At 37.2% G+C, this 13,138-nt stretch carries 11 protein-coding genes and 1 pseudogene; 8 read left to right on the top strand and 4 right to left on the bottom strand.

What is annotated here, in order from left to right:
• Window positions 1–54: 54 nt before the first annotated feature.
• From IP485_RS06245 to IP485_RS06235, 3 genes are all read right to left on the bottom strand, one after another.
• A complete protein-coding gene (locus IP485_RS06245; protein ID WP_198326510.1) occupies window positions 55–483 on the bottom strand; it encodes a hypothetical protein in 429 nt (142 codons plus the stop codon).
• A gap of 168 nt (window positions 484–651) precedes the next feature.
• The gene (locus IP485_RS06240) at window positions 652–1,926 is read right to left on the bottom strand and encodes a hydroxymethylglutaryl-CoA reductase, degradative (protein WP_198326509.1); all 1,275 of its coding nucleotides are present in this window, start codon (window positions 1,924–1,926) and stop codon (window positions 652–654) included.
• Window positions 1,927–2,231: 305 nt separating this feature from the next.
• Window positions 2,232–3,599 (bottom strand): PLP-dependent aminotransferase family protein, encoded by a 1,368-nt coding sequence (locus tag IP485_RS06235; RefSeq protein WP_198326508.1) that lies wholly within the window; start codon window positions 3,597–3,599, stop codon window positions 2,232–2,234.
• A gap of 554 nt (window positions 3,600–4,153) precedes the next feature.
• Between IP485_RS06235 and IP485_RS06230 the strand changes: the two genes are divergently transcribed.
• The 3 genes and pseudogenes from IP485_RS06230 (at window position 4,154) to IP485_RS13775 (ending at window position 6,392) form a co-directional block, all read left to right on the top strand.
• Window positions 4,154–4,954 carry an alpha/beta fold hydrolase gene (locus IP485_RS06230; protein WP_198326507.1) on the top strand — a complete coding sequence of 267 codons (801 nt, stop codon included), beginning with the start codon at window positions 4,154–4,156 and terminating at the stop codon, window positions 4,952–4,954.
• A gap of 464 nt (window positions 4,955–5,418) precedes the next feature.
• Entirely contained in the window at window positions 5,419–5,751 is a 333-nt protein-coding gene (locus IP485_RS06225) for an IS630 transposase-related protein (protein ID WP_198326506.1), read from the top strand.
• 62 nt (window positions 5,752–5,813) lie between these two features.
• Window positions 5,814–6,392: pseudogene (locus tag IP485_RS13775) on the top strand (transposase).
• 94 nt (window positions 6,393–6,486) lie between these two features.
• On the opposite strand, the gene IP485_RS06210 reads toward IP485_RS13775, so the two are convergent.
• Window positions 6,487–7,701 carry an IS256 family transposase gene (locus IP485_RS06210; RefSeq protein ID WP_198326504.1) on the bottom strand — a complete coding sequence of 405 codons (1,215 nt, stop codon included), beginning with the start codon at window positions 7,699–7,701 and terminating at the stop codon, window positions 6,487–6,489.
• A 330-nt stretch (window positions 7,702–8,031) separates the two neighbouring features.
• On the opposite strand from IP485_RS06210, the gene IP485_RS06205 reads away from it, so the two are divergent.
• The 5 genes from IP485_RS06205 to IP485_RS06185 all read left to right on the top strand — a co-directional run bounded on the left by IP485_RS06205 (window position 8,032) and on the right by IP485_RS06185 (window position 13,037).
• On the top strand, window positions 8,032–8,739 hold the full coding sequence (locus IP485_RS06205) for a vWA domain-containing protein (RefSeq protein ID WP_198326503.1): 708 nt from the start codon (window positions 8,032–8,034) through the stop codon (window positions 8,737–8,739).
• 1 nt (window position 8,740) lies between these two features.
• The gene (locus IP485_RS06200) at window positions 8,741–9,727 is read left to right on the top strand and encodes a PP2C family serine/threonine-protein phosphatase (RefSeq protein WP_198326502.1); all 987 of its coding nucleotides are present in this window, start codon (window positions 8,741–8,743) and stop codon (window positions 9,725–9,727) included.
• A gap of 73 nt (window positions 9,728–9,800) precedes the next feature.
• On the top strand, window positions 9,801–11,087 hold the full coding sequence (locus IP485_RS06195; RefSeq protein ID WP_198326501.1) for a serine/threonine-protein kinase: 1,287 nt from the start codon (window positions 9,801–9,803) through the stop codon (window positions 11,085–11,087).
• Window positions 11,088–11,235: 148 nt separating this feature from the next.
• On the top strand, window positions 11,236–12,396 hold the full coding sequence (locus tag IP485_RS06190; RefSeq protein ID WP_198326500.1) for a hypothetical protein: 1,161 nt from the start codon (window positions 11,236–11,238) through the stop codon (window positions 12,394–12,396).
• 14 nt (window positions 12,397–12,410) lie between these two features.
• Window positions 12,411–13,037 carry a flagellar motor protein MotB gene (locus IP485_RS06185; RefSeq protein WP_198326499.1) on the top strand — a complete coding sequence of 209 codons (627 nt, stop codon included), beginning with the start codon at window positions 12,411–12,413 and terminating at the stop codon, window positions 13,035–13,037.
• Window positions 13,038–13,138: the final 101 nt, after the last annotated feature.

Here is a 13,138-nt window from a genome sequence, read left to right as displayed (position 1 = left end):
GTCTGTGTCAGACATTGTTCTGACGTAAGTGCTTATCTAACTAGATAACATATATTAATTATTATTTTTCTTCGCTATTACTTCAGCTTCCTGAAATACTGACATCAATTGCAATAATTCAAGCTCTTTTTTAACTTCAGATGGCAGCTCATTGACACTGGTATAATTTGAATCGTCCTTTATCAATTCAACAATGAATGCTTTAACACTTTCACTATTGTCTTCCTGACTTGAGATGACGGTCCTTGCAGGTTTAAATATGACTGAACAAATAAAGCCTGAGAGTAAACAACCTCCCAGACCAATCAGCATCGCATAACCGTTGAGAAGGGTTGCATCTCCAGATACAGAGGACATAAAAAATTTGGCCAATAAAAAAGTCCCTGTACTCACAACACTTCCTATTACAATAGAGAATAGCATTGACCTAAAGTCAACCGTGTCTCCCCATACTTCTACCAAATTACTATTTGAATGTTCCATATTTATATTCATCCTTGTCATTATTTCTCTTATAGAATCACTGTCTAGGATTCAGCATCATCCTTGACGCCATACTAAATACTTATACTTATACTTATACTTGTACTTGTACTTGTACTGATTTAAGCTTTTTAACTTAGACTTTTTAGCTTTATTTTTCTACGCAATTTAATGACGTAAATTGGCTAAAATTTCTTCAGCCACATCTATACGTATTTTGCCGCCTTTAACCAATAATTCGGTGACTTTATTGACTTCATTTGCTTTAGCACCTGCCATCACAGCGATATTTTTTGCATGCAATGACATATGACCTTTTTGAATACCTGTGGTCACTAATGCTTTCATTGCTGCAAAGTTTTGTGCCAGTCCAACTGCACAGGTAATACGAGCCAAATCATCAGCAGAATCAATATCGAGAATCTTTAAATTTTGCTGGGCAGTGGGATGCACTTTAGTCGCGCCACCAATCAACCCGACAGCCATGGGCAGCTCTAAAGTGCCGCATAAGTTACCATCCTTATCAACGCCCCAGCTAGATAAACTGCGGTAGCGCCCTGTCTGGCAAGCATAAGCGTGTGCACCTGCTTCTATCGCCCGTGTATCATTTCCTGTCGCAAGAATCACAGCTGATATGCCGTTCATAATACCTTTATTGTGAGTGGCTGCCCGATAAGGGTCTGAATCTGCGAATCTAAAAGCGGATAACATAGCATCTCTTACAGCTTCGCCTCCTATATCCTCAGTACGCCACGTTGCTCTTGCCATAGACAATCGTTTGTCTGCAAGATTTGATAAAATTCTCATGTTGGCTTTGGCATTCGTCCAACGCTCCAACACAGGTGATAAGGCTTCAACCATAGAATTGACGGCATTTGCGCCCATAGCATCACAGGTATCTACAAAGATATGAACAATGACATTATATTCATGACCATCATCTAAAATTCTTATTTCCATTCCTTTGAATCCACCTTTCAACTGAACCAAAAGCGGATCCACTTCATTACAAATATTTTTAATCTCATCTTCATTTTCAAGAATGATTTGTTTAGTAATCATGGGGTTAATGACATTGATCAATTGAACCTGGCCAATCATGATATGCTCAGAGGTATAGGTATAAAAGCCACCAGTGTCTCGGCACTGTCTTGCCGCATTACAAACAGCCGCCACCACTGATGACTCCTCTGTTGCCATAGGAATCAGTTTATCCTTACCATCGACGATCATGTTAGTCGCCAAGCCAATGGGTATATTCATGGTCCCAATGGCATTCTCAATCATATTGTCAACAATCTGAAAATCGGTATTGCCTGTGTCTAGAAAGTGATCTTGATTAAAAATGTTTTCGCCCAAAAATTCAGCGATTTTGTCTAAACGCTGCTGGTGTTCAAGTTTATAAAAACTAGTGATTCTTGAAGAAGCGGTTGATTTTCCCATTGGTATACGTCCTGTAAAGTGATTCCTTGAAGGAGAGCCAAAAAGTGTTTAATTTGTACTCTACAGAAGATAAAAGCAGAAACTGTCATAGCACATTTAATTACCCAAGCCCTCAGACTCCCCCCAGCAGAACTGCTGAAGTTAGCTATTATAGAAATACCATGGGTAGGGACTTCTTCCAAGGGTACAGAAATACTTTTCCAGGTAAAACTGTACCTATTTTCACAGCGCTTTGCTGCATTAGGAAGTGTGGTTGATTTAAAAAAGAAATATATGGAGAAATGAAAAAATTAGATATAAAAACTCTAGAGTCTGTTGAATATTTCTGTTTCAATAAATTTGATAGTTATCTCATCTATATAGAATTTATTTATTCTTAATGCAAAGTACGTACTATCACAAGGAAAGAAAAGATTGCCTGGTGCAATAAAAATATTGTTAGTTTTTGCGTAGTTAACCACTTTTTTGTCATCCATTGGGATACGAAACCATAGAAAATGGCCACTAGGATTGTGAGGATAAAGCCTTAGTCCATCGATCTTACTCAAGACTGTTGTGGCATTTGCCGATTTCTCATATGAGAGACTTTTAAGGGCTTGTAGATGACTATGTAAAGTGTTACTGCTTATCAAATGATTGAGAATATTTTCAGTGATCGAAGACGTGTTAATAATCGTAATCATTTTTAACCGTGTAAGTGATTCAATTACGGGCTTAGAAGCTGCTATAAAACCACATCTTAGCGAAGCTGATACAGTCTTTGAAAAGCTACTTAAATAAATAACAGGATAGTCCTCACTGAAGAAGTAGCTGGCATCTTTATCTCTGATTAATAAAAAAGGATCATCTTCAACAATAAGTACATTATGCTTTATACATAATGACTTAATAGATTGCATGTTTTCTAACGTCAAATCTGTTCCGGTCGGATTATGAGCGAAGGGCTGCAAAAATAATATTTTAGGATGATGTTTCTGAATTATTGACTCTAAATTATTAACATCCAAACCAAATTTAGTTCTTTTGATAGCCTTCATATTAATTTTATTTAATTCAAGCTTACTAAATAATGGGTAATATCCAGGAGACTCTACGATGACATGATCGCCTTTGATTAAAAAGTGTCTGATGATCAAATCTAAACTGTGGTTGGTCCCATATGTCATTAATAGATTCTGAGGTTCAATGCTAAGGGCACGATTTTTGAGTATGTCAGTAATAAACCCCCGGAGCATGCCATTTCCAGCTGGATCACCATAGCCATGATCAAGATATAGCGGTTTATCTCCATCATTTGAGTACCCTAAGTAGCTTTCGAGATTTAGCCTATCCATATACTCTCTGGGATACCTTCCTTCACCAGGTTTATGGTTGTACTCGTTGATAAGCTGTTGTTCTAATAAATCGACTCCATTATGAAAAGTAGTCAAATTTAACATCGTACTATTCACTTGCTTATTGGATAAATCTTCGCCAACGTAAAACCCTGACTTAGAAAGCGCCTTGATCCAATGTTGTTCTAGTAAAACACTATATGCATTCACTACTGTGTTCTTGGACACATTATATTTTTTTGACATAGCTCGGATTGAAGGTATTTTATCCCCCACTTTCTTTCTACCAGACTTAATATCATCAATGACAGATAAACATATTTCTTCAAACTTCTTCATATTTAATTCCCAATTTAAACAAAATTCTTGCTAGCTATCATAGTAAATTTCCAGAAGTATATTTATTGAATAGATTAATACTCTATTTATCAAATTACTTTAACTAACGATAAGCGGAGCTGAACCGCCCCGAGGAGGTTTGACCTATGCTGTCAATCTCGTAGTTATTAACTTGGGATATTTTACTTACACAGGCTAACGATAATAATCAAACCACACTTGTCTTGGCATTTTATAGCTAAAACTCTTCTGCATTCTATTCCCACTTCGAGTATTCTGAGAGAATATGAAAAGCCTGGGGCGTTTCATACTGTCAAATCAACTTATATTAAAATCAAACAGCGCTATAATGTTAAGTATCTGTACGCATATCTAAGAGCTAAAAACCATCGTATTAGTAAACTATCTAGCAACCGTTACGCTCACAATTCAACGCTTTCAATGACTCAGAAATTCTGATAAAAGCATTAAAGTTAAAAGATTAAGGTAAATATCACATTCTGTTTATTATAAGAGTCATAAAGATCAATAGTGTTTACACAAGGAAGAAGATCATGCCAAATATTAACGTTAATGGAACTACCCTATTTTATAGTGACAATGGCCCTAAAAACGCCCCGGTTTTGGTACTAAGTCACTCGCTATTTTTTGATCATAAAATGTTCGCGCATCAAATAGAGCATCTATCTAAAACCATTCGAGTGGTGAGCTATGATGATCGGGATCAAGGGCAAAGTGCCCGATCAGAATTGAAAAGCGTTGATATGGATACGCACACCAACGATGCTATAGCATTAATTGAAGAACTCGATCTAGGACCTTGCTTTTTTGCTGGCAATTCTATGGGCGGGTTTATTGCGCTACGTTTAGCCGCTCGCCGCCCAGACTTGCTAAAAGGTTGTATTGTACTTGGATCTAGCGGTGAGCTTGAATACAAACTGGCCGATTTTTCGCCTTTGGTTGAAGGCTTAGGTGCACAAGGTACTGAACCATTTATCGATACGCTTATGTATATCATGTTTGGCGATGACTATTTGGCAGATACCTCTCGAGCAAGCGAGCGTGAGTACTGGCGTGATCATATGCTAAAACTAGGACTGGACATCGCGCGCAGTGCTAATGGCGTTATTCATCGCACTGGCATATTAGATGATCTTAAAGGGTGCAAAGTACCTACGCTAGTATTGGCAGGCGAACAGGATCATGCGTATGAAGTACCTCTGTCAGAAAATATTACTAAAACAGTAGCAGAAGGCCAAATGTTCGTGATTCCAAAGGCTGGCCATTCGGTAGCACTTGAGCAGCCAGAAATCGTTAATAGATATATTGCAGATTTTATTTCAGCACATTCATAACACTATTAACAATGCTTAATAGATACTGCTTTTAAGGTTTTGATTCAGCGAATTTACAGGTACAGAACAATAATAAGAAGTGGATGCTATATGCCATTTTTTATTATTGTTTGATAGCTTTACTATATTGTCAATCCTCCCCCTACTGTCAAATCCTTAGGAACTGACTTAGGAGATTTTACTCAACCAACTTGACTATAACAATCAAACTACATCCGTCTTGACATCTTATAGCCTAAATCCTTTTGAATCCTACTCCCACTGCGAGCATCGCTCTTGTCTTATGTCGCTGCAAAGCAGTGCTTTACTAATCGCTTCTCATTATACTTAGGCTTGATGTATTAAATGATATCACTAATAGTTTCAGATCCTTAGTGATACATCGGGTCCTTCTTCAACGTATAATCCATCTTTTATAGATAAGATACAATGCTTTTAAAATAAGCGACACGGCAGAAGAATACATGACCTATTCAGCAGACTTTCGAGCGCAAGTGATCAAAAGTGTCCAAAACAAAGACATGAGCATTCGTCAAGCTTGTACTTTCTATAATGTTAGCAAAACCGCACTACAGCGTTGGTTAAAAAACCCAAGTATTAAGAAAACTTGGGATAAGCCACCAAGTGAAATACCGAATGAGGCTCTTCTCAAAGACGTCGCTCAACATCTAGATGATTATATGTACGAGCAAGCGCAGCGTCTAGGCTGCAGTAAATCGGGTATTGAGATTGCCTTGAAGCGCCTTGGAATTAGTGAAAAAAAAAGACCTTGGGGCATCCAAAAGTGTGTCCAATAAAAAGAGCGATATATCAAAGCAAGCTTGATAGCTTTAAGCAGCGAGACTATCCCATTGTGTATATGGACGGAAGTGGCTTTGAGGCAGAAACCATTCGTCCTTACGGCTATGCACCCACCGGTAAACCTTGTATTGATCGCTATAACTGGCAAGCAAAAAAGCGAACTAACGTTATTGGTGCGCTCTATGAAAAAATATTGTTTGCGCTTGATTACTTTGAGCAAAATATTAACAGCAGTATATTTTATCGCTGGTGCAAACACACGTTGCTCCTAAGCCTAAAGACTAAAGACTAAAGACTAAAGACTAAAGACTAAAGACTAAAGACTAAAGACTAAAGACTAAAGACTAAAGACTAAAGACTAAAGACTAAAGACTAAAGACTAAAGACTAAAGACTAAAGACTAAAGACTAAATGCTTGATAGTTATGGATAATGCTAGATTTCACAAGAACAAATGCATTCGAAAATTACTTAATAGACATGATCATCGTATTCTTTGGTTACCGCCGTACAGTCCTGATCTAAATCCCATCGAGAAAAAGTGGGCACAGGCAAAATTTCTACGCCAAGGATGGATGGAAAATAATTTACCAAAACTGTTTCATGATATGGGTTGTATCTCTTTTATTCTAGACTGACTATATAATAATCTTAATCTGTTAGATGAGGCTGCCTGACTCAAGTAAATCAACCTCCGATATGAGCCCATCCCAGATTCTGTGTAACTGCCATTTAGATTAAATGCCTGCTGATACGGTCATCAAACATAATCATAAAACGATTAAGAGCAGACGTCCAGTTACGAATGGGCATCGACCATTTTTTGGATGCTTGCTGGGTGGCTAAGTACACCACCTTGAGTGCTGCCTGATCAGATGGGAACACCTTACGCTTATTCACCGCCGTCCGAATCACACTGTTCAGTGATTCTATCGCATTGGTGGTATATATGGCTTTTCTGATGTCTTTAGGATACTCGAAGAACACCGTTAAGCCCTCCCAGTTATTACGCCAAGACTTGACCACATGCGGATACTTATCACCCCACACCTCATCGAAATGCTCAAGGTTAGCCTCTGCTATCTCAAGCGTATCAGCACCATAGATGGCCTTTAAATCAGCGGCTACTGCCTTTTTATCCGTCCAAGGTACAAACTTCATCGAATAGCGCACCATGTGTACGATACACAGCTGGACCTGAGCGTTGGGGTAGACGGTGTTAATGGCATCAGGGAAGCCCTTCAAACCATCGACACAGGCAATGAGGATATCTTGTACTCCACGGTTTTGTAGTTCAGTGAGTACGCCCAGCCAGAACTTAGCGCCCTCATTCTCTGATAGCCACATACCAAGCAGCTCTTTTTTACCGTTAAGAGCAACACCTAGCGCCAGATAGATAGCCTTGTTGATGATCTGCTTGTCTTGACGTATCTTCACGACGATGCAGTCTAAGTAGACGATAGGATAAACACTACTCAGTGGCCGGTTCTGCCAGGCGGTGATGTCCTCTAAGATGTTGTCAGTGACTCTTGAGACAAGAGAGCTTGATATATCAACGTCGTAGATGTCTTTGATGGTTTCTACAATTTCCGTGGTGGTTTGACCCTTGGCATAAAACATGATTATTTTATCATCAAGGCCACTAATACGACTTTGATGCTTACTGACCAGCACAGGCTCAAAGCTGCTATTGCGGTCTCTTGGGGTAGATATCTCAAGATCGCCTGTGTCACTGCGGACGGTCTTTTTAGTGTGCCCATTACGCTTATTTGGCTTGTCTGCCTTTTCATGCTTGGGATAGCCGAGATGGTCTTCCATCTCAGCTTCAAGGGCAGTGTCGATAAACGACTGCATGAGCTGCTTTTGAAAGTCTTTGATATCATCGAAGCTGTTCATGCTGCTGGCCATTTGCTCAGCCAGTTTTTTAATGTCAGATTGAGTAGTCATTGCTTATTCTCCGGTTATTGGATTATAAGCAGTTACACACTTTTTAGGAAACTCCCTCCGATATAGTCGGGGCGGTTCATATGTTGGTTTATTTATTTCTGCACCACATCATAAAACTCCAATAGTTTTTTCTAATAATCCCATACTTTCGCATTTAATATAATAGCTCAAATTATGGGACCAAAAACACAGTTCATCCATTAATTCTAAAGAGATGAGGCGAGAACCTCTCTCAACACATGTATGTATTTCTTTATTGACAGAATGTATTTAAAGTATTAACTTATGTAGACTTTTTATATCATTTTTACACTATAGTCTGGAAATAATATGGTTAATGTAATTAAACGACCGGGAGAAGCACTAGCGACTCGCCCATTACACTTTATTTGGATTGCAGATTGTTCTGGCTCAATGCATGGCGATAAAATAAATTCTCTCAATTTTGCAATTAAAGAAGCTTTGCCTGCTATGAGAAGCGTAGCAGACGAAAACCCTAATGCTGAAATATTATGTAGAGCAGTCAGCTTTGATAGTAGCGCTAAATGGCATATTGAAACACCAACACCAGTAGAAACTTTTAACTGGATCGACTTATCTATTGGTGGTGTCACTTCGATGGGGGCTGCCCTAAAGTTAGTTGCTAAAGAGCTTGAAACAGATAAAATGGGAGATCGTGCCTTACCACCTGTTTTAGTCTTATTATCTGATGGCTGTCCAACCGATGACTTTAGAAGCGGTCTGAATGAGATTATGAAATTACCATGGGGTAAAAAAGCTGTAAAGCTATCTATCGCTATTGGTGCAGGTGCAGATTTAGATGTTTTACAACAATTTATTGGCCATAGTGAGATTCAGCCTTTAGTAGCTAATAATTCAGCACAATTGGTCGACTATATAAGATGGGCTTCAACTGTCGTACTAAAAGCTGCGTCTTCTCCTGATAGTAGAACACCCGGTCAGCAGGCTTCAGTGACTAACGTCCCAGTACAAATGCCACCAGTTAAACCTATAGACTCATCACTGGATGTCTTTTAATATGGAACATACGGTGGGAACTACCAACTTAGACGGTATTGTCATGAGCTTCACTCAAATAGGAGCTTCTCATGTACGCCAAGAAAAAGTAAATCAAGATTCTACTAAACATGTTAGCTTGCATAACGAGAACGTTAGCATTTTATCTGTATCTGATGGTCATGGAAGTAGCCGTAGTTTTAGGAGTCAAGATGGCTCTAGAATAGCAGTTGAAACTGCGGTTAAAGTATCATCAGATTTTTTTCGTAATATTCCTTCAGCGAACGAGTTAAAAGGCAAAATTGATATTCTTTGTCGCCGAATTGTTTATGAATGGAAGCAAGCTGTAAGAAGCCATTTAGATAACGATCCTTTTAGTGAAGATGAGCGTAACCTTCTAAAGAATAAAGAGGATTTTGAGCTAGCTTATGGTGCTACACTTTTACTCGCAGTCATTACATCAGACTATACACTGTATGTACAACTTGGAGATGGCAATATATTTGTCGTTGATTCAGAAAATAAGTCAAACTCCCCTATTATCCCTGACAAAATATTACTAGGTAACGACACCCATTCTCTTTGTGAAAAAGATGCCGATAAATATATTCAATTTAATATAACGCTACATCATGAAACTCCTCATCTAGTCTTTTTAACTACAGATGGACTTCCAAACAGTTTTCCCACAGATAAAGCATTTTTTTCTGCTGCTGAGGAAATATATGAATCCATTTGTGAACATGGGCTTGAAACTATCTCAATAGAAATACCAAAATGGCTAGAAGAATACACTTATCAAGGCTCAGGCGACGATATTACTATCGTTTTTTATTATAGAGAACGGTTAGTTAGTGACAGAATCTTAAAAGAAAATGTTCAAGAGGATGTTCAAGAAGATGTTCAAGAGGATGTTCAAGAGGATGTTCAAGAGGATGTTCAAGAGGATGTTCAAGAGGATGTTCAAGAGGATGTTCAAGATGGAATACCTAAAGGAAAATTTCAGTAATTGCTGAATAGTATTCTTAGACAAAAAAAATTTTCTTAAAAAAACTATTAATTTTATCGCTCAAAGGTGCAATATGAGTTTCTTATTAGAGACAGGACAAGAATTAGAATTAGAAAGTGGCAAGAAATTACTGGTTCAACGTTTTATAGGTAGTGGCGGACAAGGTGAAGTATATGAAGTTAAGGTTGGCAACGAGTACTTTGCTTTAAAATGGTATTTTGACAGCCAAGCAACTTCAGAGCAGCTCGATAATATTAAAAGACTAATTTCTAGTGGTAAGCCTAGTAGTAGCTTTCTATGGCCTATTGACATAGCTCACGATTCAGGATCAAAAAGCTTTGGTTATATCATGGGACTGCGTGGTCCAGAATATAAAAGCCTATTCGATTTGATGAAAGGAAGATCTAATCCGGGATTTGCAACTCTCGCTACAGCTACCTTTAACTTAGTAGATAGCTTTCAAAAGTTACATGGACTTGGGCTATGTTATCGTGACATTTCACACGGTAATATATTCTTCCATGAAGAAAGCGGCGATGTACTAATATGTGATAATGATAATGTGGGGTTAAACAATAGCCCAAGTCAGGGCGTCGTGGGTACACCTCGATTCATGGCTCCTGAAATCGTTAGAGCTGAAGCTTTCCCTAATTCTGATTCAGATCTTTTTTCCCTTGCGACACTTTTATTCTACATGTTGTTTATTAGTCATCCATTAGAAGGAAAAAATGAAGCTGAGATTAGGTGTTTTGACCAACCGGCTATGAACCAAATCTATGGAGTGAATCCAGTTTTCATCTTTGATCCAGAAAACGAAACCAACCGTCCTGTACCTGGTTATCATAAAAATGCTCTGGAATTTTGGAAAGTTTATCCTGATTTTTTAAAAGCTATTTTTATTAGAGCTTTTACTACAGGTATTGATCCTGCTAAGAGAGTTAGAGGAAGTGAATGGAAAGAAGCACTTACCCAGCTGAAAGACAGTATCATTCCTTGCTCTTGTGGAGTAGAAAATTTTGCTCAACAAAGTAAAAAACCCATTAGTTGCTGGAACTGTAAAAATATTGTTCCAGATATAAGACTAGAATTTCTACGCAAATTTGTCACCATACATTCACAGACTAAGCTATATGGGCATCATATCGACCCCAGTCAGACTTATGACTTTAGTCAAATTACAGCACAGATTGTTCAACATCCACAAGACCCTACTATATTGGGTTTAAAAAACTTAAGTAATAACACTTGGCAAGCATTTCCATTGAATGGTGAAATGCAACCTATAGATAAGGAGAGAAGTGTGGTTATTAAGCCTAATACTAGAATTCACTTTGGTAAAACAGAAGCGACTATAGTCTAAACTCTACTTTATTATCAATTGAAATTTTTATAGGTATTGATTAATACTCATATACTTTTATTTAAGGGTTATAGTGGAAATATTTATTTTTTTACAACCGAAAACTGATCTGGATTGGATATTTTTCTTCGCTATAGCCTCATGTTTTATGATTACTATTCTGTCTGCTTTTATGGTAAGAAAATCAATAAACAAGTTATTAGTTAGACCTCTATCCTCACTGCCATTCACGGATGAGACAAACATACGTAACTATCTTTCTAATCCGACATGGGATAGCATCGTCGAGAATGGGGCAGGATTCGTTTTAATCCTCGGATTATTAGGCACCTTTTTAGGTATAGGTCTTGCTATACAGGATGCCAGTAAAGTTATTTTAAGTCTCAGTAACTTTTCTACTGTTACTACCACATCTAATGCAATGGATACTATCGGTAAACTTAGTCCCGTATTATCAGATATTGGTACTAAATTTAAAATTAGTGCTTGGGGAATTAGTGTTCATATATTAATTCGCTTAATTATTCCTTTTTTCAAAACTGATGTATTAAAGCAGAACTTTATAGCTCATGAATTAAACCAGATACATTCATATACAGAAAAGCAAAAAGCCAACTTTTACAGTGAAATGATAGGATTTTTCCAGAAAAACCAAGTAGCAAATGAAGATATGTTAATAGAGATGAAACAAATAGCCAATACTCCTTATGCAATCGAAAGTAGTATATTATCTTTTACTGATTCTATTAATAAAAATAATATCGAATCTACTGAATCAATTAGTAATTTAGTAGCAATAATAAATGATTTGAAATTAGATATATCACAACTTCTTTATAATATTGACGAGTCAGTTAAGAATATTGATTTAAAAAATAATGAGAGCTTCACAGAACTAAACAGCTTAACTAAATCTATTGTTACAGACAGTATGAAAAATCTGGAAACAACAAATCAGCAGGCTATAAAACTGGTAGAAAATATAGAGTCACTACTTAATGCGAATAACTTTGTATCCTTAACAAAAGATTTACGTCATACCAATAATAACCTAGACTCATTATCTAGCTCTTTATTAGAAACAAAATTATTAATTTCATCATCATCCACTCCTATTTCTGAAAATATGTCTAAAATTAGTAACTTCTTACAGGATAACCTAGATACTTCACGGAATTTGAATGAAAACCTAATCACCAGTGATAGAATAATACAATCTCTTGATAAAAACTTTACGCTAACAGAGAAAGTAAATAGAAATTTATTAAGGTTGACTGTAGACCGCCAAATCAAACTAGATGACCAGTAATAGGTATTATAATAATGAAGCAAGGTGATTATTGGGTATCAATTAGTGACTTAATGTCTGGTGTAGTAGGTGTTTTAGTTTTATTTTTCGTGATATCCATATTGACTATAGTTGGGTCACAAATAGCTGCTCAAGAAGAAAAGCAAAGAGGCGCACGGGAAGTCGTTCAAAAACTTAGTGAACAAAGTAAAAATAATAAAGCATATGAAGGAATTGAGTTTTTTCCTGAAAATAGGCTTATACAATTAGCTGATAGTAGCTTTACTCAAGGCAGTGCTTGTATCAATGAAAGCAAAAAAAAACTATTACAGCAGCAGATATCAGAAATGATTATCAAAGAGCTATCAAAAAATATTCATCTAGGAGTTCAAATAGAGGGGCATACAGATATTGTACCTGTTAGTAGCTCTAAAAGAAGCAGCACACGCACTTGCGCACCATTCGATGATAACTACACCCTCTCTGCTGGCAGAGCTCGAGAAGCCCGAAACGCTCTATTTTCTGATGTAGATAGAACTACAGCTGAATGGATGAAAAGGGTATCAGTTGTAGGCTATGGCTCTGACAGATTAATAGATGTAGAGAATCCTGAATCAGCAAAAAATCGAAGAGTTGAAATTAGATTTGTTAATATAGATTAGTAGGACTTTCATGACCTTAGTCTATAGTTGATTCAGTTTAAAAGAGATACAAGGCAACCGAGTGCAGATTTATATGTAATACTTCAAGCGAGGTTAACACT

This window comes from Psychrobacter sp. NG27 (assembly GCF_016106655.1).
Classification (GTDB): domain Bacteria; phylum Pseudomonadota; class Gammaproteobacteria; order Pseudomonadales; family Moraxellaceae; genus Psychrobacter.
Note: the sequence above shows the minus strand (reverse complement) of the source record. Positions and strands in the feature narration are given on the sequence as shown.

What these genes read in the sequence shown, in the direction of transcription:
- IP485_RS06185 (WP_198326499.1), top strand. Translation starts at nt 12,411, where the DNA reads ATGAAGCAAGGTGATTATTGGGTATCAATTAGTGACTTAATGTCTGGT.
- IP485_RS06240 (WP_198326509.1), bottom strand. Translation starts at nt 1,926, where the DNA reads ATGGGAAAATCAACCGCTTCTTCAAGAATCACTAGTTTTTATAAACTT.
- IP485_RS06225 (WP_198326506.1), top strand. Translation starts at nt 5,419, where the DNA reads ATGACCTATTCAGCAGACTTTCGAGCGCAAGTGATCAAAAGTGTCCAA.
- IP485_RS06195 (WP_198326501.1), top strand. Translation starts at nt 9,801, where the DNA reads ATGAGTTTCTTATTAGAGACAGGACAAGAATTAGAATTAGAAAGTGGC.
- IP485_RS06235 (WP_198326508.1), bottom strand. Translation starts at nt 3,599, where the DNA reads ATGAAGAAGTTTGAAGAAATATGTTTATCTGTCATTGATGATATTAAG.
- IP485_RS06230 (WP_198326507.1), top strand. Translation starts at nt 4,154, where the DNA reads ATGCCAAATATTAACGTTAATGGAACTACCCTATTTTATAGTGACAAT.
- IP485_RS06205 (WP_198326503.1), top strand. Translation starts at nt 8,032, where the DNA reads ATGGTTAATGTAATTAAACGACCGGGAGAAGCACTAGCGACTCGCCCA.
- IP485_RS06245 (WP_198326510.1), bottom strand. Translation starts at nt 483, where the DNA reads ATGGAACATTCAAATAGTAATTTGGTAGAAGTATGGGGAGACACGGTT.
- IP485_RS06190 (WP_198326500.1), top strand. Translation starts at nt 11,236, where the DNA reads ATGATTACTATTCTGTCTGCTTTTATGGTAAGAAAATCAATAAACAAG.
- IP485_RS06200 (WP_198326502.1), top strand. Translation starts at nt 8,741, where the DNA reads ATGGAACATACGGTGGGAACTACCAACTTAGACGGTATTGTCATGAGC.
- IP485_RS06210 (WP_198326504.1), bottom strand. Translation starts at nt 7,701, where the DNA reads ATGACTACTCAATCTGACATTAAAAAACTGGCTGAGCAAATGGCCAGC.